The sequence below is a fragment of the Streptococcus sp. W151 genome (genome assembly GCF_053010205.1).
This window is the reverse complement of the sequence record NZ_JBRKNT010000006.1, coordinates 1-19578: the sequence shown is the minus strand read 5'-3', so window position 1 is coordinate 19578 and position 19578 is coordinate 1. Positions and strand designations below refer to the sequence as shown.

The following is a 19578-nucleotide window of genomic DNA, read 5'->3' as shown; positions in this document are numbered from 1 at the left end:
ATGGGAACTATTTTAGCACAAAAAAGATCCCTGTCAAGAAAAAAGTTTCCATAAGAACAAAAGATGGAGCCTAACCGGCTCCATCGTCCATCTTTAGATAATAATCCCTTCTAAATGATCCATTTCATGCTGACAGATCTGAGCTGGAAAACCTGACAAATGTAAGGTTTGAGGCTTCCAATTGACATCCCGATAGGCCAATGTGATCTCCTCATAACGAGTCGTCGGACGAGTCCCCACTAAAGACAGACACCCTTCTTCCGTTCGGTAGGGCCTTTGCTTCTCAAGAAGCACCGGATTAAACAGGACCAGATTAGCATTTTCCAATCGAATGATAATGGCCCGTTTTTTCACCCCAATCATATTGGCTGCCAAACCCACACACTCAAGGAGATGGGCATTCAAGGTATCCTGTAAATCCAAAGCCAAGGAACGATCTTCCGGTGTCGCTTCTTCTGATTTCTGTCCCAAGAATAAGACATCTTTTACAATATTCCTTTTCATATCTTCCTCACTTCTTTATGGAAACCGAAAAAACCGAGACAGCTCGGTCTCGGTTTCACTATTGTTTTTAACCTCTATGGGGCAAGCGCTTCTTACTTTTTAAGCTTTTCGCTCACTTCTTTTGCAAGAACAAAGTTCCCCAAGGTAGCTGAACCATTGCCAGCAACTGCAGGTGTCACAATATAATCTCTCACATCTGGTACAGGGAGATAACCATTTAAGAGAGCTGTAAATTTAGTCCGAACACGATCTAACATATGTTGTTGTGCCATCACTCCCCCACCAAAGACAATGACATCTGGACGGAAAGTAACGGTCGCATTCACAGCCGCCTGTGCGATATAGTAGGCTTGAATATCCCAAACATTACTGTTGAGTTCGATATTTTCTCCACGGATACCTGTACGAGCCTCAAGACTCGGACCAGCCGCAAAACCTTCCAAACAGCCGTTGTGGAAAGGACAAACGCCCTTGAATTCTTTTTCTACATCCATTGGGTGTTGAGCCACGTAGTAGTGACCCATTTCTGGGTGTCCAGCACCCCCAATAAACTCACCACGTTGAATGACGCCAGCTCCGATTCCTGTACCGATTGTATAGTAAACCAAGTTTTCAATATGGCCACCCGCGTTATTGCGCGCCACTACTTCACCGTAGGCTGAACTATTCACATCTGTCGTAAAATAAATGGGTACATTCAAAGCACGACGGAAGGCTCCAACGATATCAACATTGGCCCAATTTGGTTTTGGAGTCGTTGTAATGAAGCCATAAGTTTTTGAATTTGGATCGATATCAATTGGTCCAAATGATCCAATCGCAAGACCAGCAAGATCCTCAAATTTTGAGAAAAATTCAATAGACTTATCAATGGTTTCAATTGGTTTGGTTGTTGGGAATTGTACTTTTTCAACAACATTGTAGTTTTCATCACCAACTGCACAAACAAATTTTGTACCGCCAGCTTCCAAACTTCCGAATAATTTTGTCATGGTGGCTCCTTTTTATAATGAAAATTTCCTTTACTTATTATAGCATATTTTATAGCAATGCTACTTCTCTTCTCTAAAGAAAAAGCACGCTTTTTTTAGAAATAAAATTCAAGGACTGGAGATAACCTGACCAGTCCTTGAGAACTTATTGATTCGATTAAGCTTTGACTTCGATAATCGCATCACCCTTCGCAACAGATCCAGTTGCAACAGGTGTGACAGAGGCAAAGTCAGCTGTGTTAGTGACGATCACCATGGTTGTGTCTTCAAGACCAGCTGCGGCGATTTTCGCAGCATCAAATGTACCAAGGATATCACCAGCTTTCACTTTATCACCTTGAGCTACTTTTTGATCAAATCCTTCCCCGTTCATTGATACGGTATCAATCCCAACGTGGATTAAGATTTCAGCACCATTAGCTGTCTTCAAACCATAGGCATGACCAGTTGCAAAAGCAATGGTAACTTCAGCATCAGCTGGTGCGTATACAACGCCTTCAGTTGGTTTGATGGCAATCCCTTGTCCCATCGCTCCACTTGAGAAGACAGGATCATTCACATCAGCAAGCGCTACAGCACTACCAACGATAGGTGTTACAATCACTTCATCTGCCAAAGTCGCTTCAACCTCTTCAGAAGCAGCTGCTACTTCTTTTGCTTCTGTTTTTTCAGAAACTTCCGCTGCAGCTACATTTCCTTCTGCTGCAAATACTGCTGCTGCTTTTGTTTTACCGTAGAAGTAAGTCAAGGCAAAGGCTACTGCAAAGGCAATCACTTCACACAAGAGATAGAATGGGATTGATGTTGCATTGATTGAAAGGAAACCAAGGAAACCTGCTGATCCAAGTGAAACAGCAACGACTTGGAGAAGACCCGCAAAGAGGGCACCAACTGCTGAACCGATAAGGGCACAGAAGAATGGAAATTTGTATTTCAAGTTTACCCCGAAGAGGGCTGGTTCGGTGATCCCAAGAACGGCTGACACACCTGCAGAAGATGCAAGACCTTTGGTTTTTTCGCTCTTCGTCAAGAACAAGATGGCAAAGGTTGCAGCACCTTGCGCTACGTTAGCCATTGATGCAACGACAAAGATGAAATCTCCATGACCCGCACCTTTTTGCCATGCTGAAAGTAATTGCGTTTCAATAGCTGGGAATGATTGGTGAAGCCCCGTCATAACGATCAATGAGTAAGTTCCACCAAAGACAGTCATACCGATAAAGCTTGTTGTGTTGTACAACCATACAATAGCGTCTGTGATTCCGTTTGAAACCAAGAGCATCACTGGCCCAACAACCGTAAAGGTAAGGAATCCAGTAATCATCACAGAAAGCAATGGAGTAAAGGTAAAGTCAACCGCAGATGGCAATTTCTTGTGGAAGAATTTTTCCAAATGTGCCAAAATCCAGATCGCTGCTAAAACAGGAATAACTTGATAAGCATAGTTTGTTTGTGCTACATTGTAACCAAAGATATCCCAGAATTTAGTGGCTCCACCAAGATCTGGTGTGGTCATGATCATACCGATCGCAGCACCCAAGAAAATGTTTGCTCCAAAACGTTTCGCCGCTGAAATACCAACTAAAATTGGCAAGAACATAAATGGTGCAGCAGACATCAATTGGATCATTGCTGAAAGGCCCTTGATAGCTGGGTACATTTCTTCCAATGATTTTGGTCCAAATAAACCAGCTGAGGTCAAGAAGTTCCGAAGGGCCATCAAGAGACCACCTGCAACCAAGGCAGGAATGATTGGAACGAAGATATCAGACAAGAGTTTGATCAAGGCCATCAATGGGTTGAATTTCTTATCTTTTGCAGCGATTTGTTTCAAATCATCTGTTGATACTTCTTTCAAACCAGTCGCTTTGATCAATTCATCATAAACAAAATTTACATCACCAGGACCGATAATCACTTGGTATTGACCATCTGATTTGAAAGTCCCTTTAACATCTGCGTTATTATCAAGTGCAGCTTGATCGACTTTGGTATCATCTTTTAAAACCAAACGTAGACGAGTCGCACAGTGTGCTGCCGCAACTAGGTTATCTTTACCAACTGCTTGGATAACCTCTTTGGCTACTTTATTGTAATCCATAAAGTAAATCTCCTTATATTTTGTAATGTAAACGGTTCAACCGTCTCTACGCTCTTAATTGTACCACGTATTGGGGATATGTCAACCGTTTTGCAGATTTTTTTTGAAGCTTTCTAATTTTTTTTGACAGCTTTTGATAGGCTGAAAAGTTTTTCATCCCTAACTTCACTTTAGCTAAGCTATTAAAGGGTATTCTTCCGCTTTCTATTTTCAAAAACTTTCATATTTTCACGTATTTTCATTTTGAAACCTGAAAAAACTAGCTTCGGATAACTGTCAATCGTTTGACAGTTATTGCAGATTTTTTCATTTAACGCTTGCTTTTTTATGTAGAAATCGTTACTATGGAAGTAAGAAAAAATTCGGAGGAATAAAATGGAATGGTCAACTGAACGTCGTTATCGACGTTACGAAGATTGGACAAAAGAAGAAAAAAAAGCCATCCAAGAAAACATGGCGAAATCTCCTTGGCATACACACTACCATGTAGAACCAAAGGCTGGTCTCTTGAACGACCCTAATGGTTTTTCCTACTTTGATGGGAAATGGATCTTGTTTTACCAAAATTTTCCATTTGGAGCAGCTCATGGGTTGAAGTCTTGGGTACAATTGGAAAGTGAGGACCTTGTTCATTTCACAGAGACCGGGGTAACCCTTCTTCCAGATTCAGATCTAGATAGCCATGGAGCCTATTCTGGTTCTGCAATGCAGTTTGATGACAAACTATTCTTATTCTATACTGGAAATGTTCGTGACGCAGAATGGGTCCGTCATCCCTATCAAATCGGCGCTTTGATGGACAAAGAAGGAAAGATTGAAAAAGTTCACAAAATCTTGATTGATCAACCTGCTGATTCTACTGATCACTTCCGCGACCCACAAATTTTAAATTTCAAAGGCCAATACTACGCCATTGTTGGGGGTCAAGACCTTGAGAAAAAAGGATTCGTTCGTCTTTACAAGGCGGTGAATAACGATTATACCAACTGGGTTGAAGTCGGAGATCTTGATTTTGCAAATGATCGGACCGCTTATATGATGGAATGTCCTAACTTGGTCTTCGTCGGCGAGCAACCTGTCCTTCTTTATTGCCCTCAAGGTTTGGACAAAGAGGTCCTCGATTACGACAATATCTATCCAAACATGTACAAGATCGGGGCGATTTTTGATCCAGAACAAGCCAAGCTGGTTGATGTATCGGAATTGCACAACCTAGACTATGGCTTTGAAGTCTATGCTACACAAGGGTTCAATGCCCCAGATGGACGTGCATATGCTGTTAGCTGGCTTGGTCTCCCTGATATTTCTTACCCAACGGATTCTTATGACTATCAAGGAGCTCTTTCACTCGTCAAAGAATTAACCATCAAAGACGGCAAGCTCTACCAATACCCGGTTGAAGCTGTCAAGGGCTTGCGCGCTGAGAGCGAGACATTTGCGAATAAGGCACAAACCCAAAACTGCTATGAACTGGAATTGACATTCGAAAAAAACAGCCAAAATGAGATCGTCCTCTTCGCCAATCAAGAAGGAAAAGGCTTAGTTCTCTCATTTGATATCGCTAATGGATTGGTGACTGTGGATCGCAGCCAAGCTGGTCAGCAATATGCTCAAGACTTTGGAGCCAGCCGTAGCTGTTCGATTGACAATCAAACCACAACTGCTAACATTTTTATTGACAATTCAATTTTTGAAATCTTTATCAACAAAGGAGAAAAAGTATTTTCTGGTCGTGTCTACCCACATGCAGATCAAACTGGTATCTTGATCAAAGCGGGAAGCCCTACTGGAACCTACTACGAACTTGATTATGGTTGCAAAGCTAACTGATGTCGCAAAACTTGCTGGTGTCAGCCCTACTACTGTCTCACGGGTCATCAATAAAAAAGGCTACCTGTCGGAAAAAACCATCCAAAAAGTCCAAGATGCTATGCGAGAGTTGGGCTATAAACCCAATAATGTGGCTCGTAGCCTCCAAGGAAAATCAGCCAAGTTGGTTGGCTTGATTTTTCCTAATATCAGCCATGTTTTCTACGCAGAATTAATTGATAAATTAGAGCACCAACTCTTCAAACATGGCTACAAGACTATCATCTGCAACAGTGAACACGACTCTGAAAAAGAGCGAGAATACATTGAAATGTTGGAAGCCAACCAGGTGGATGGCATCATTTCAGGAAGCCACAATTTAGGAATTGAAGATTACAACCGGGTAACGGCTCCGATCATTGCCTTTGACCGTAACCTCTCCCCAGAAATTCCAGTTGTCTCTTCTGATAACTATGCTGGTGGAGTTTTAGCAGCAGAAACCCTGGTCAAAAGTGGTGCTAAAAAGATCATTATGATCACAGGAAATGACAACTCCAACTCCCCAACAGGTTTGCGTCACGCAGGCTTTGCATCGGTTTTACCTGAATCCATGATTATTAATGTTTCCAGTGATTTCTCGCCCATTCGCAAAGAAATGGAAATCAAACAGATTTTAACCCAGCAAAAACCAGATGCTATCTTTGCCTCCGATGATTTGACAGCGATCCTGATCATGAAAGTCGCAAAAGAGTTAGAACTCCAGATTCCTCAAGATTTGAAAGTAATCGGCTATGATGGAACACAGTTCATCGAGACTTATACTCCTGAACTGACAACCATCCAGCAACCTCTAAAGGATATTGCCATTCTGATGGTGGACCTACTACTCCAAAAGATCGAAGGAAAAAAAGTAACGACAACTGGTTATTTCTTACCCGTTAGTCTCCACTCTGGAAAAAGTGTTTAAAAGCAGAGGCTGGGACAAAAGTCCTAGCCTCTCAATTGTCTTTGGATTGTCGAGCAAGACGCAGTGGTTGAGTGGGCTCTACTACGCTGATTTCATCAGCTTTTACAGCCCTACTCAACTGTGCGGAGGTGGGACGACGAAATCGAATTCTAACGAATTACCGATTTCTGTCCCACTCTCATTTTTCATTCTAAAAAAAGAGCCATCGGCTCTTTTTGATTATTCTTCTGTTACAAATTGACTGAGGACACCATTGACAAAGCGTGATGAGGTCTCATCTGAAAAGGCCTTAGCCAATTCAACCGCCTCATTCACAGCGACAATCTGTGGAGTGTCAAACTCTGTCATTTCATAAATTCCAAGGCGCAGAATATTTTTCTCCACCAAGGTCAAGCGTTCTACTGTCCAACCAGTCTTCAAATGTTGACCGATTTGTTGGTCTAATTGGTCTTTTGACTGATAAACGCTGGTCACGATATTCAAGAGAAAGGCCGGAAGATCAACTGTTGTATCTTCTGCCACGTCCTTGTCATGTAAATAAGCAAAGCGACAAGCTTCCACAATGTCTCCATCGTATTCCAAGGCCATCAAGGCTTGGAAGGCGCGCTCACGCAAATCTCGACGTGATTCTAATAAAATTTCATCAGTCATTGAGGAAGTCCTCATTAAACAGATCTTTTAAGTCTGGTTTTGGAGATTTTTCCGTTGCGATCCCAACAACATGAATGTTGACAGCATCCAAGGTTACATCTGCCATATCATAAACTGCAGACTTGACCGCTTTTTGAATCGCTACAGCGACAGATGGTACCGCAACACCATATTCTAAGTAGAGATAGATGTCTACTGAAACTTGACCATCTTCTTCCGTATGAAGGTAAACGCCACGTCCAAGAGAGCGTTTAGACAAGCTATCTGAAACACTCTTATTTTCAAGCGAATAGACACCCTCCACTTTTGCTGTCGCAATCGCAATAATTTTTTCTAATACACGTGGTGCAATAACGATGTCACCAAATTGTTCAGTTGCCATAGAAGTTCCTTTCTATTTGACACCCTGAGATGTCTCTTATGCACGAGAAACGTAAGTTCCTTCAGTAGTATTAATGACCAATTTTTGTCCAGCTTCGATGAAGTCAGGAACGTTTACGACCAAACCTGTTTCCATTGTAGCAGGTTTACCAGAACCAGTCACTGTAGCACCTTTGATAGATGGTTGAGTTTCTGCAACAGTCAATTCAACAGTTGTAGGAACCGTTACACCGATCACTTCGCTTCCGTAGAATTGAATTTTTACTTCTGAATTTTCAAGGATGTAAAGCAATTCTTGTTCAACGTTCACAACTGGAATTTCATATTGGTCATATGTTTCAGTGTTCATGAAGTAGGCTGTATCATCCATTTTGTACAAGTATTGAGCTGGAACAGTTTCGATAATCGCTTGTTCAAATTTTTCTTCTGGACGGTAGCTTGTATCAAATGTTGAACCAGTACGGACATCACGCAATTTCATACGCATGATAGTGTTTCCTTTACCTGGTTTGTGGTGGCTTGCTTCCAAAACGCGGATCAATTTTCCATCAGCTGTTTCAAAAGTCATACCAGCTTTCAATTTACTTGCTTCGATCATGTTTTATTACCTCTTTTTTAAAAATAGATTACTCTTTATTGTAACACACTATTTGATTTTTCTCAAACAGCAATCTTCTCTTTTTGAGAAGAAAGGACTGCTATGGACCGCCACTGATCCATCCACATCCAAATTACCCTTTGCTTCTTTCGTGTTTTATTATGATAGTTCCTATACCAAAATGGATAGGACTCCAAATAAGATGTCTGGGAGAAAAATGCCTCTACAATTCATTTCATAGTCTTCCCTTCACATCGCTGTCTAAACAGAAGTTAAGAAAAACGTATATTTTAAAGGACAATCAATTCTTTAGGTGCAAGCGTCAAGACTTCACAGCCTGTTTCTGTGATCAAGAGGTCATCTTCGATGCGCACACCAGAGAGACCTTCAATATAAATCCCTGGTTCATCTGTCAAGACCATCCCTGCTTGAATGGCTTCTTTAGACATTTGGCTGAAGTAGGGTTCTTCATGGATATCAAGCCCAATTCCGTGACCGATTCCATGAGTAAAGTATTGACCATAGCCGGCTGCTTCGATCACATCACGTGGGATTTTGTCAAAATCACGGAAGCCAAGTCCATCTTTTGCAGCAGCAATCAAGGCCTGATTGGCTTTCAAAACTGTTTCGTAAATTTCTCTTTCCTTGTCGCTGACATGTCCTGCATAGATAGTCCGTGTCATGTCGCTGACATAGTGGTCATACAAGCAACCAAAATCAAGGGTCAAGGCATCTCCTGCTGAAATCACCCGATCACTTGGAGTTGCGTGTGGCATAGCAGAGCGTTCACCAGCTGCTGAGATGATATCGAAAGATACACCAGAAGCTCCCAACTCCCGCATTCTAAAATCGAGGAAAGTCGCTGCTTCCAACTCTGTCGTTTTCCCTACCTTGATATAATCCAAAATATCATGGAAGGCTTGGTCAGAGATGCTACAAGCTTTTTTAATGGCCGCAATCTCCGTTTCATCTTTAATCAAGCGCAATTCCATCACAAAGTTCGCTAGGGATTGAAGGTTGATACCACTGAAAACAGAAGCCATACGGGCATGGTAGGCCACCGTCACTTCGTCCTCAAAACCAAGTTCTTTGATTCCAAGATCCTTGACGATCTCTGCCGCTGCAGTCAACTCATCGCGGGTTTCCACAATTTCTACAAAGGGGAAACAAGTCGCATGAGCATGAATGGTATAGCGCGAATCCGTAAAGAGGACCACGCGTTCTTCTGTCACCAAAGCAGTCCCATTTGAACCCCAGAAATTGGTCAAATAGTATACATTTTTCAAATTGTTAATTAATACCGCTTTGAGGTTTTGGGCTTTCATTTTGTTTCTTAAGTTGCTGATCCGTTGATTCATTGTAATTTTCCTTTCAAATATTGTCCTGTGTAGCTAGCAGGATTGGCTGCCACTTCTTCTGGCGTTCCGGTCGCAATAATGGTTCCGCCACCGATACCACCTTCTGGTCCTAAATCGATGATATGGTCTGCTGTCTTAATGACATCCAAATTGTGCTCAATCACAAGGACCGTATTGCCATCATCCACAAATCGCTCTAAGACTTTGATCAAGCGAGAAATGTCTTCGGTATGAAGTCCTGTCGTTGGTTCATCCAAGATATAGAAGGATTTACCTGTAGAGCGCTTGTGCAATTCGGAAGCCAACTTCATCCGTTGTGCCTCCCCACCTGAAAGGGTGGTTGCTGGCTGACCCAGCGTTACATAGCCCAAGCCCACATCCTGTATAGTTTTGAGTTTGCGTTCAATTTTTGGAATATGTTTGAAGAATTCGACCGCCTTATTGACCGTCATGTCCAACACTTCCGCAATATTTTTTTCCTTGTAGTGGACTTCTAAGGTCTCACTATTGTAGCGACGCCCATGACAAACCTCACAAGGAACAAAGACATCTGGCAAAAAGTGCATTTCAATCTTGATGATCCCATCTCCTGAGCAAGCTTCACAACGCCCACCCTTGACATTGAAGCTAAAGCGACCTTTCTTATAGCCCCGAATTTTGGCTTCATTGGTCTGGGCAAAGAGATCTCGAATGTCATCGAAGACGCCTGTATAAGTTGCTGGATTGGAACGAGGGGTCCGACCGATCGGGCTTTGATCAATGTCAATCAAGCGATCGATATGCTCAATCCCCTGAATGGTCTTGTATTTCCCTGGTTTTTCCGAATTGCGGTTGAGCTTTTGAGCGATGGCTTTTTTCAAGATGCCATTGATCAAGGTCGATTTCCCAGAACCGGAAACTCCAGTGACCGCAATAAATTTGCCCAGAGGAAAACGCGCTGTAATATCTTGTAAGTTGTTCTCACTGGCCCCTGTAATTTCAATAGAACGACCATTTCCTGAACGGCGCTCTGTTGGAACCGGAATCTTGCGCTTGCCGGACAAATATTGGCCGGTAATGGATTTACCATTACGAGCCACCTGCTTTGGAGTTCCCGCAGCAACGATCTCTCCACCAAAGACACCGGCACCTGGGCCGACGTCGATCAGGTAGTCTGCTTCTCTCATGGTATCTTCGTCGTGTTCGACGACGATCAAGGTATTACCTAAATCACGCATCTTTTTAAGACTGGCAATCAGGCGGTCATTGTCCCTTTGATGGAGGCCGATAGACGGCTCATCCAAGATATAAAGGACTCCAGAAAGGTTGGAACCGATCTGGGTTGCCAAGCGAATGCGCTGGCTTTCTCCACCTGATAGTGTTCCTGCTGAGCGTGACAAGGTCAAGTAATTAAGGCCTACATTGTTTAAGAAGGTCAAACGATCTTTGATCTCTTTTAGAATCGGTCTTGCAATCGTAGCTTCATTGTCCGTTAAAACCAACTGGTCCACGGCTTTTAAGTGGTCCGCAATCGATAGATCTGACACTTCCCCGATATGCATCCCTTTCTCCCCACCGACACGAACAGAAAGAGCCTGGTCATTGAGACGGTAGCCATGGCAGGTCGCACAGGTCAATTCGTTCATATAAGAGCGCATTTGGTTGCGGGTGAAGTCACTATTGGTCTCACGGAAACGACGGTGAATGTTGTTTACGACCCCTTCAAAAGGAATCTCAATATCCCGAACCCCACCAAACTCATTTTCATAGTGGAAGTGGAACTCTTTCCCGTTTGAACCATAGAGAACCAGGTCCTTTTCTTCTTGAGAAAGATCTGAGAAAGGCTGATCCATATCAATGCCAAAATGGATCATGGCTTGCTCCAGCATCTGAGGATAGTAGTTGGAAGAGATCGGATTCCAAGGAGCAAGAGCTCCTTCACGAAGGGTTAAGCGATCATCCGGCACCACCAAATCTAAGTCCACCTCTAGCTTAATGCCCAGCCCATCACAGTCTGGACAAGAGCCGAAAGGCGCATTGAAGGAAAAGAGACGGGGCTCTAATTCAGGAACGGTAAAGCCACAGACTGGACAAGCATAATGCTCCGAAAAGAGCAATTCTTTGCCATCCATGGTATCAATCACCACATAACCGTCCGCAATCCGAAGAGCTGCCTCAATCGAATCAAAGAGACGCGAGCGGATGCCCTCTTTGATCACGATCCGGTCCACCACCACTTCAATCGTGTGCTGTTTGCTTTTAGACAGTTCTGGGACCTCTGTCACATCATAGATCTCACCGTCAACTCGAACCCGAACATAGCCGTCTTTTTGCACCTTTTCAATGATATTCTTGTGCTGGCCTTTTTTCTTGCGGATAATGGGAGCTAGAATTTGCAAGCGTTGGCGCTCTGGCAATTCCAAGACTTGATCGACAATTTGCTCAACCGAAGAAGCGGTAATCGCCCCATGTCCATTGATACAATAAGGCGTCCCTACACGCGCATAGAGCAGGCGCAGGTAGTCATTGATCTCTGTTGCCGTCCCCACTGTAGAACGTGGGTTTTTACTGGTCGTTTTTTGGTCGATGGAAATGGCTGGACTCAAGCCGTCAATAGAGTCGACATCTGGTTTTTCCATATTTCCCAAGAATTGCCGGGCATAGGCCGATAAGCTCTCCACGTAACGGCGCTGGCCTTCTGCATAGAGGGTATCAAAGGCTAGACTGGACTTTCCAGACCCTGACAACCCCGTCACCACGACCAACTTATCGCGTGGAATTTCCACATCTATATTTTTTAAATTATGGGCGCGTGCCCCGTGAATGACAATTTTATCTTGCATGTTTTTACTCAAATTCATCTTTTTGTTATCCTCCATTATAACAAATTTTTTAGTATTCTTTTATCCAAAAACGTCCTTTTTCTGTTATAATGTTAAGGTGTAAAAAAACAAGGGGAGGCGCCATGAAACAGGTCTTTTTATCAACAACGACTGAATTTAAAGAAATAGAGACACTGGAACCCGGTAGCTGGATCAACCTTGTCAACCCTTCCCAAAGTGAATCGATGGAAATTGCCTCTGCCTTTGGTATCGACATTGCTGACTTACGAGCACCACTCGATGCGGAAGAAATGTCCCGTATGACCATCGAAGATGAGTATACCTTGATCATCGTAGATGTTCCCATCAAGGAAGAGCGGAACAATCAGACCTACTATGTCACTATCCCTTTGGGAATCATCCTGACAGAAGAGGCTATCATCACGACCTGCTTGGAGAAATTGCCGCTTCTTGATATCTTTATCAATCGACGCTTGCGGAATTTCTATACCTTCATGCGGTCGCGCTTTATCTTTCAGATCCTCTATCGTAACGCTGAACTCTACTTGTCTGCGCTTCGTACCCTGGATCGAAAGAGTGAACAGATTGAAAGCCAACTCCACAAATCAACGCGTAATGAAGAGCTGATTGAGTTGATGGAGCTGGAAAAGACCATTGTCTACTTTAAGGCCTCTCTGAAAACCAATGAGCGCGTGATCAAAAAATTAACCAGCGCTACCAGCAACATCAAGAAATACCTGGAAGATGAGGATCTGTTGGAAGATACCTTGATCGAAACCCAGCAAGCCATTGAGATGGCGGATATTTATGGAAACATCCTCCACTCCATGACCGATACCTTCGCATCAATCATCTCCAACAACCAGAATAACATCATGAAGACCTTGGCCATGGTGACCATCGTCATGTCCATCCCAACCATGATTTTCTCGGCCTACGGGATGAACTTTAAGGACAATGAGCTTCCCCTCAACGGGGAACCCAATGCTTTTTGGCTTATTATTTTCATCGCCTTCGCCATGACTGGATCCCTCGTCGTCTATCTTATCCATAAAAAATGGTTCTAACCAAACTTGTATATCAAAGGAGTACCTATGTCTCACATCGATCTTAGCCAACTTAGTAAGAAAAACCAAGAATTTATCCGCATCGCCAAACATCAATTGCTTGAAAACGGGAAATCAGAGGAAGAAGCAGAAAGCCTCATCCAAGAAATCCTTCCAGCTATCCAAGAAAACCAAGGAAAAGGGATTCCGGCACGGACTCTTTTTGGAGCTCCAACTGTTTGGGCGAATTCTTTCAGCGAGAAAGAACGCTATGAAAAAGAGCATCCGAAATTAAACGATGCTCCCTCTCTTATGATTTTGGATTCCTTCCTCTTTATCTTTGGTGTCTTTGCTGCCATTAGTGCCTTCATGAACTTGGTTGCACCGCGTCGTACTGGCTATGGTTTGATCACCTTGATCCTTGGAAGTTTGACAGGGGCTCTGCTCTTGTATCTCATGTACTACTTCTTCTATCAGTATATGGATGGCACAAAAGATCGCAGTGAGCGTCCCTCTCTTTGGAAGTCCATGCCGATTCTTGTTGGAGTCATGTTCCTTTGGGTCATCGTCTTGTCCTTCACCTCATTACTTCCACAAGTCCTCAATCCAACTATTCCAGATGTTTTTGCCATCGTTTTAGGAGCTCTAGCGCTTGTCCTTCGCTTCTACCTCAAGAAACGCTTTAATATTAAAAGTTCGAGCACAGCACCCGCAACTCGACGATAAAAAACGGATGAATTTAAACTGCACCCCAAAAGTTAGACAGAAGAAATCTAATTTTTGGGGTGTTTTTATTATGAAATTGACTTATGAGAATAACATTTAGCTCTATGAACCTAGAAAACAATGACATAGCTTAAAGCAACTCTCAAAAAAATTTTGGATAAGCTTTTGAATCTAAGCCACATAGTTAAATAGACGGATCGTTATGGAATAAAGATTGTCAAAAAAGAAAAGAAACATCACTATTCTCCTGATTATTGGGGATAAAAAACCCACTGCTGTTTATCCAACAGTGAGCCATTCATCCTATCTAACCATAAGATATTCTAAAAATCTAGAGAATAATAATGCTGACCTCCCCATAGGTCAACAGCTCCCCACGGAGAGTTTACTCCTACACCGATTAACACAGATCCGTTGGCTCGTTGACCATAAGGAATATGGGACTTCCATGTTGAACGATTACTTATCGTATTTGGCCACCATGCCCAATCAATTTATCTATTCTTACGAATGGCATCAACAATAGGCTGCTTCCCTGACATATAGATAGGAACGAGCCCACTAATCATTAATACAGCAAACGTAAGAATAATTAATGAAACTATAGAAGTTAGATAGAAATGAATGATATCAACTACTTCTAATTGAAGCATTTGAATAGCTAATAGAGTGAGTATTAAAAGCAGAACACTTGATAAAAAAATTATTTTCTTTCCATAGTTTAATAACTCAAGGATAAATAATCTAAAAACATGTTTTGTACTGTATCCCATAGCCTTTAATACGCCAACTTCATATTTTCTCGTTCTATTTATTAAAAAGAAGACAAAAGATAAGATTGCAACCACAAGTAAAAGCATGACAATCGAAATAATTAGTAAAAAATTTTTTATGTATTTTAAACCTTTATTAAATTCTTTATAATTCTCGAAGGAGGAAACAATCGAAAATTTATCCGAAATTTTTTTAATACGATTAATTTCTTGAGGGACATCTTTGCTATCCTTCACAGTAACATGTACTGCACTTGGTGCCCATTCTTTTACAGGAAGATCATCAATTGTTTCTCTTTGTTTGCTTTCTGCGCCTATATATTTGCTTTGTATTTTTAGCATCTCATCACTCATCATGAATAAAGTGTTACCATTTACAGAATAGTTAAACGGATACTCCTCTTTTACGATCCCAAGTATTTTAAACGTTTGTTCCTCTTTCACATATAGGTCTCCGTCAGATTTATAATAACTTCCTTCTTTATCTATATGAGATTCATAAATATTAATTGGGACATAATATGTAAGTGTCATCTCCGACCCAGCTACAATGTCTTCTAGTTTTTGTTCTTTGATAAATGATTCCGAAACAAATATCCCCCTATTTGTAGTCCTATCAAAGTATTTTATATGTCTCTGAGTCGTATTTGTATTGAAAAGCGGTTGCACACTGTAATTCTTGGATAAATGAATATTCTTTCCATTAATAGACAAACTTGGTGAAAAATCTCGACTAATTTTTAAATAGTTTTCAGCATTTTCAAAAGTCATTCCCATACTAGGAAATTCAATATATGGTTCCAATTTGTATATATTCCTACTATCAGAAATTTGATGTATTTCCTTATTCGATAGCGATTGGAAATCATCGATCACCTTGCTCGTTCCAAGTCCTATTGAATCATTAATAACCAAGAAACCATTTTCTAATGAATCACTGATTAATCTTTGATACTTAGAAGAAAATAATGATTGAATATTCATAGAACCAACTGCAAGCGAAACTGTGAAGGAAATTAGTATTAATAAAAGTACAGGTAAAGGAGGTACCTTCCTTTTCTTTTGGATCTTCAATCTAATATGTTTCTTTAATTTACTAGCATGCCACTCTTCTTGAAAATTACACTCTATGTCTTCTTTCATTCCAATTAATCTTTTGTCTTCGAAATGTAGCTTCATATTTCCTTTGTTAATGACATATTCATCGTGAGAAACTACAATAATGATTTTATTATATTTATTTGCTAATTTTAATAGTAACGATGAGACAAGCTCTCTATTTTCAGAATCCAAAGAATTTGTAGGTTCATCTGCTAAAATAATATTCTTATCTGTTACCATCCCTCTAGCAATAGCAACACGTTGTTCTTCTCCTCCTGATAAATCCTCTGGATATACATCCTTCAATTCTAGAATCTCTAATTCACTTAGAATATCATCTATTTTCTTTTCTACTTCTTTTGCTGATAAATTGAAAAAACCTAGTGAAATTTTCAAATTATCATACACAGTCAAATCATTTATTAGATTATGATTTTGAAATATAAAAGCGATATTTTGCGCAATAAAGGATGAAACAATCTTCTTGTTACTCGTATCAACTTTGGAGCCATCATAAATATAAGTTACTTTAGGGTCATACTCTGAAATCAGACCAATTTTATTCAGTAACGAAGTTTTTCCAACTCCTGATTTTCCATAAATTGTATATAATTTTCCCTCTTTGAACTTTAGAGATGTTGGTAGCAACAGTGTTTTCTTGCCATACTTAATGGACAAGTTATGAATTTCAAACATAAACAGCCACCTCCTTTTGAGAACGCTTACCCTCAAGGATATTATAGCTCTTTTTTCAAGCTATATCAATTTAAATGAGTAAAATACTTTTATGTTAAATAAAATTAAACCTCTAGTTGATATCTCTATCTAGAAAATTGACTTTCAACATCAAATTTAATCAAAGGGCAAATAAAAAAACTGCTCAGAGACAGGTCTATCGGATCTAACTCACTTTCTTATTTTCTAGCTCATGAAAAAGAGGTCCACCGGACCTCAACTCGCTATCTTGTTTTCAAGCTCATGAAAAAGAGGTCCACCGGACCTGAAAAAGAGGGCTCTATAATATTTGTAGTGGGTAAATCCCCTATAGATATTATGGAGACAATTTTGTTGTAGAAAAAAAGTCCCATAAGACCTATAATGAAAAGCGACCAAACCATCATTAGAAAGAATCATATGGAACAATTACATTTTATCACAAAACTACTTGATATCAAAGATCCAAACATCAAGATTGTAGATATCATCAATAGGGATACCCACAAAGAAATCATCGCTAAACTGGATTATGAGACTCCATCTTGTCCTGATTGTGGAAGTCTGATGAAGAAATATGATTTTCAAAATCCTTCTAAGATTCCTTATCTTGAAACGACTGGTATGCCTACCAGAATACTTCTGAAAAAGCGTCGATTCAAGTGCTATCAGTGCTCGAAAATGATGGTCGCAGAGACTTCTCTCGTCAAGAAAAATCACCAAATCCCTCGTATCATCCACCAAAAGATTGCTCAAAAGTTGATTGAAAAGACTTCTATGCCCAATATTGCCCATCAACTTTCCATTTCAACTTCAACTGTCATACGAAAACTCAATGATTTCCACTTTAAACATGATTTTACCAATCTGCCTGAAATCATGTCTTGGGACGAGTACGCCTTTACAAAGGGAAAGATGAGCTTCATTGCGCAAGATTTTGACAAACTCAATATCATCACTGTTCTTGAGGGAAGAACACAAGCTATCATCCGAAATCACTTTCTGCGCTACGATCGAGCTGTTCGCTACCAGGTGAAAATCATTACTATGGATATGTTTAGTCCCTACTATGACTTGGATAGACAGCTTTTCCCGTGTGCTAAAATTGTTCTAGATCGTTTCCATATTGTCCAACACTTGAGCCGTGCTATGAGTCGTGTGCGTGTTCAAATCATGAACCAGTTTGATCGAAAATCTCATGAATACAAGGCTATCAAACGATACTGGAGGCTCATTCAACAGGATAGTCGTAAACTCAATGATAAGCGATTTTATCGCCCTACTTTTCGTATGCACTTGACGAATAAAGAGATTCTAGACAAGCTTTTGATCTATTCAGAAGATTTGAAACACCACTATAATCTCTATCAGCTCTTGCTTTTTCACTTTCAGAATAAAGAGCCCGAGAAATTTTTCGGACTCATTGAGGACAATCTAAAGCAGGTTCATACTCTCTTTCAGACTGTCTTTAAAACCTTTCTCAAGTACAAAGAAAAAATTGTCAATGCACTTCAAGTACCTTATTCCAACGCTAAACTGGAAGCAACGAATAATCTTATTAAACTTATCAAGCGTAATGCCTTTGGTTTTCAGAACTTTGACAACTTTAAAAAACGAATTTTTATCGCTCTGAATATAAAAATGGAGAGGACAACGATAGCCCTCTCCAGGTGTTAGCTTTTATTCAACCCACTACAGTTGACAAAGAGCCCAAAAAGGCCCCACTCCTTAGAGCGAGGCCTCCTTGTGGAAAACTAAACTAATCACGATACTAGTTCGAATCAGTAGTTTCAACTACTTGTTTAGTCTTCGTTTTTCTTGCGTCTTGCAAGGCCAGCCAGTCCAACCAAACCAAAAGCAGCGCCTAACAATGCAGCAGAAGCTGATTGTTCTTCACCAGTTTCAGGAAGCGCTGGAGCTTGTGGTGCCACAGGAGCTTCTGGTTTCTCTGGAGTTACTGGTTTCTCTGGAGTTACTGGTTTCTCTGGAGTTATTGGTTTCTCTGGAGTTACTGGTTTCTCTGGAGTTATTGGTTTCTCTGGAGTTACTGGTTTCTCTGGAGTTACTGGTTTCTCTGGAGTTACTGGTTTCTCTGGAGTTATTGGTTTCTCTGGAGTTACTGGTTTCTCTGGAGTTACTGGTTTCTCTGGAGTTACTGGTACGTAAATGATTGGAGTATCATCACCTGGGTTTGTTGGAAGGTTTGGAAGCTCCTTACCTGGTTCTACTGGTTGACCTGGTTTGCTTGGATCTTTTGGATCTGGCAAGTATGGTTTGTAGCCTGGTACGTCTGGTACAACTGGTTTACCTGGTTTACTTGGATCTGTTGGATCATTTGGATATTTCACATCTGGTGTTGATGGGAACTTAGGATCATCAGATTTCGGAACCAAGCTACCAAGCGGTTTGTAAGTAACTGTATCTGTTGCTTCAGGATTTTCTGGAGTAACTGTCTTACCACCGGCTTCTGTCTTATCAGCGTAGTAACCTGGAATTACTGGAACAGATACCTTACCATAAGTATGGTTCTTCTCATTCCATGTTGTAGTTTCAGAAGCTTTGTTTTCTTTACCTGTAAATGTAAAGTCATCTTGGACATTGTCTCCTGGAGTCTTATCGCCTGCTCCTTCAAACTTAACTGTTTGTTTAGTTGGTTTCTTCACATCATTTACGATTGGAACGTAGATGATTGGTGTGTCGTCACCTGGGTTTGTTGGAAGGTTTGGAAGCTCCTTACCTGGTTCTACTGGTTGACCTGGTTTGCTTGGATCTTTTGGATCTGGCAAGTATGGTTTGTAGCCTGGTACATCTGGAACAACTGGTTTACCTGGTTTACTTGGATCTGTTGGATCATTTGGATATTTCACATCTGGTGTTGATGGGAACTTAGGATCATCAGATTTCGGAACCAAGCTACCAAGCGGTTTGTAAGTAACTGTATCTGTTGCTTCAGGATTTTCTGGAGTAACTGTCTTACCACCGGCTTCTGTCTTATCAGCGTAGTAACCTGGAATTACTGGAACAGATACCTTACC

General features: G+C 41.0%; 15 protein-coding genes. 5 read left to right on the top strand and 10 right to left on the bottom strand.

Annotated elements, in window-relative coordinates:
• Nucleotides 1-93: 93 nt before the first annotated feature.
• The 3 genes from ACVC7Q_RS08515 to ACVC7Q_RS08505 form a co-directional block, all read right to left on the bottom strand.
• The gene (locus ACVC7Q_RS08515; RefSeq protein WP_447265540.1) at nucleotides 94-504 is read right to left on the bottom strand and encodes a peptide deformylase; all 411 of its coding nucleotides are present in this window, start codon (nucleotides 502-504) and stop codon (nucleotides 94-96) included.
• A 92-nt stretch (nucleotides 505-596) separates the two neighbouring features.
• On the bottom strand, nucleotides 597-1496 hold the full coding sequence (gene scrK / locus ACVC7Q_RS08510; protein ID WP_447265539.1) for a fructokinase ScrK: 900 nt from the start codon (nucleotides 1494-1496) through the stop codon (nucleotides 597-599).
• 157 nt (nucleotides 1497-1653) lie between these two features.
• Nucleotides 1654-3597, bottom strand: a complete 1944-nt coding sequence (locus ACVC7Q_RS08505) for a sucrose-specific PTS transporter subunit IIBC (RefSeq protein ID WP_447265538.1) — start codon at nucleotides 3595-3597, stop codon at nucleotides 1654-1656.
• A gap of 375 nt (nucleotides 3598-3972) precedes the next feature.
• On the opposite strand from ACVC7Q_RS08505, the gene ACVC7Q_RS08500 reads away from it, so the two are divergent.
• Nucleotides 3973-5427: a sucrose-6-phosphate hydrolase gene (locus ACVC7Q_RS08500; RefSeq protein WP_447265537.1), complete on the top strand. Its 1455-nt coding sequence runs from the start codon at nucleotides 3973-3975 to the stop codon at nucleotides 5425-5427.
• A complete protein-coding gene (locus ACVC7Q_RS08495) occupies nucleotides 5408-6373 on the top strand; it encodes a LacI family DNA-binding transcriptional regulator (RefSeq protein WP_447265536.1) in 966 nt (321 codons plus the stop codon). Before ACVC7Q_RS08500 ends, ACVC7Q_RS08495 begins: the two co-directional genes overlap by 20 nt.
• Nucleotides 6374-6592: 219 nt before the next feature.
• Here ACVC7Q_RS08495 and nusB read toward each other — a convergent pair whose 3' ends face one another.
• From nusB to uvrA, 5 genes are all read right to left on the bottom strand, one after another.
• Nucleotides 6593-7024: a transcription antitermination factor NusB gene (nusB, locus tag ACVC7Q_RS08490; RefSeq protein WP_447265535.1), complete on the bottom strand. Its 432-nt coding sequence runs from the start codon at nucleotides 7022-7024 to the stop codon at nucleotides 6593-6595.
• Nucleotides 7017-7406: an Asp23/Gls24 family envelope stress response protein gene (locus ACVC7Q_RS08485; RefSeq protein ID WP_003005404.1), complete on the bottom strand. Its 390-nt coding sequence runs from the start codon at nucleotides 7404-7406 to the stop codon at nucleotides 7017-7019. The genes nusB and ACVC7Q_RS08485 overlap by 8 nt, the downstream gene beginning before the upstream one ends.
• 36 nt (nucleotides 7407-7442) lie before the next feature.
• Complete coding sequence (gene efp / locus ACVC7Q_RS08480) at nucleotides 7443-8003, bottom strand: elongation factor P (protein WP_003005479.1); 561 nt, start codon at nucleotides 8001-8003, stop codon at nucleotides 7443-7445.
• Nucleotides 8004-8293: 290 nt separating this feature from the next.
• Nucleotides 8294-9361: a M24 family metallopeptidase gene (locus ACVC7Q_RS08475; protein WP_371467592.1), complete on the bottom strand. Its 1068-nt coding sequence runs from the start codon at nucleotides 9359-9361 to the stop codon at nucleotides 8294-8296.
• Nucleotides 9358-12183 (bottom strand): excinuclease ABC subunit UvrA, encoded by a 2826-nt coding sequence (uvrA, locus tag ACVC7Q_RS08470; RefSeq protein WP_447265616.1) that lies wholly within the window; start codon nucleotides 12181-12183, stop codon nucleotides 9358-9360. Before uvrA ends, ACVC7Q_RS08475 begins: the two co-directional genes overlap by 4 nt.
• 122 nt (nucleotides 12184-12305) lie before the next feature.
• Here uvrA and ACVC7Q_RS08465 point away from each other — a divergent pair, with 122 nt between their 5' ends.
• Nucleotides 12306-13250 carry a magnesium transporter CorA family protein gene (locus ACVC7Q_RS08465; RefSeq protein ID WP_447265534.1) on the top strand — a complete coding sequence of 315 codons (945 nt, stop codon included), beginning with the start codon at nucleotides 12306-12308 and terminating at the stop codon, nucleotides 13248-13250.
• 27 nt (nucleotides 13251-13277) lie between these two features.
• Nucleotides 13278-13955, top strand: coding sequence for a DUF1129 domain-containing protein (locus ACVC7Q_RS08460; protein ID WP_447265533.1), 678 nt, complete (start codon nucleotides 13278-13280; stop codon nucleotides 13953-13955).
• Nucleotides 13956-14449: 494 nt separating this feature from the next.
• Here ACVC7Q_RS08460 and ACVC7Q_RS08455 read toward each other — a convergent pair whose 3' ends face one another.
• Entirely contained in the window at nucleotides 14450-16525 is a 2076-nt protein-coding gene (locus ACVC7Q_RS08455) for an ABC transporter ATP-binding protein/permease (protein ID WP_447265532.1), read from the bottom strand.
• Between the two features lie 438 nt (nucleotides 16526-16963).
• Here ACVC7Q_RS08455 and ACVC7Q_RS08450 point away from each other — a divergent pair, with 438 nt between their 5' ends.
• Nucleotides 16964-18220 carry an ISL3 family transposase gene (locus ACVC7Q_RS08450; RefSeq protein ID WP_447265531.1) on the top strand — a complete coding sequence of 419 codons (1257 nt, stop codon included), beginning with the start codon at nucleotides 16964-16966 and terminating at the stop codon, nucleotides 18218-18220.
• A 125-nt stretch (nucleotides 18221-18345) separates the two neighbouring features.
• Here the strand turns inward: ACVC7Q_RS08450 and ACVC7Q_RS08445 are convergent.
• Nucleotides 18346-19578 (bottom strand): mucin-binding protein (locus tag ACVC7Q_RS08445; protein WP_447265530.1); only part of this gene is annotated, 1233 nt, incomplete at its 5' end.

Excerpts from the sequence above, each read along its gene's own strand:
- ACVC7Q_RS08455 (WP_447265532.1), bottom strand. The coding sequence starts at position 16,525 with ATGTTTGAAATTCATAACTTGTCCATTAAGTATGGCAAGAAAACACTG.
- ACVC7Q_RS08450 (WP_447265531.1), top strand. The coding sequence starts at position 16,964 with ATGGAACAATTACATTTTATCACAAAACTACTTGATATCAAAGATCCA.
- efp (WP_003005479.1), bottom strand. The coding sequence starts at position 8,003 with ATGATCGAAGCAAGTAAATTGAAAGCTGGTATGACTTTTGAAACAGCT.
- ACVC7Q_RS08485 (WP_003005404.1), bottom strand. The coding sequence starts at position 7,406 with ATGGCAACTGAACAATTTGGTGACATCGTTATTGCACCACGTGTATTA.
- ACVC7Q_RS08465 (WP_447265534.1), top strand. The coding sequence starts at position 12,306 with ATGAAACAGGTCTTTTTATCAACAACGACTGAATTTAAAGAAATAGAG.
- ACVC7Q_RS08460 (WP_447265533.1), top strand. The coding sequence starts at position 13,278 with ATGTCTCACATCGATCTTAGCCAACTTAGTAAGAAAAACCAAGAATTT.
- ACVC7Q_RS08515 (WP_447265540.1), bottom strand. The coding sequence starts at position 504 with ATGAAAAGGAATATTGTAAAAGATGTCTTATTCTTGGGACAGAAATCA.
- uvrA (WP_447265616.1), bottom strand. The coding sequence starts at position 12,183 with ATGCAAGATAAAATTGTCATTCACGGGGCACGCGCCCATAATTTAAAA.
- ACVC7Q_RS08500 (WP_447265537.1), top strand. The coding sequence starts at position 3,973 with ATGGAATGGTCAACTGAACGTCGTTATCGACGTTACGAAGATTGGACA.
- ACVC7Q_RS08495 (WP_447265536.1), top strand. The coding sequence starts at position 5,408 with ATGGTTGCAAAGCTAACTGATGTCGCAAAACTTGCTGGTGTCAGCCCT.
- scrK (WP_447265539.1), bottom strand. The coding sequence starts at position 1,496 with ATGACAAAATTATTCGGAAGTTTGGAAGCTGGCGGTACAAAATTTGTT.
- nusB (WP_447265535.1), bottom strand. The coding sequence starts at position 7,024 with ATGACTGATGAAATTTTATTAGAATCACGTCGAGATTTGCGTGAGCGC.
- ACVC7Q_RS08475 (WP_371467592.1), bottom strand. The coding sequence starts at position 9,361 with ATGAATCAACGGATCAGCAACTTAAGAAACAAAATGAAAGCCCAAAAC.
- ACVC7Q_RS08505 (WP_447265538.1), bottom strand. The coding sequence starts at position 3,597 with ATGGATTACAATAAAGTAGCCAAAGAGGTTATCCAAGCAGTTGGTAAA.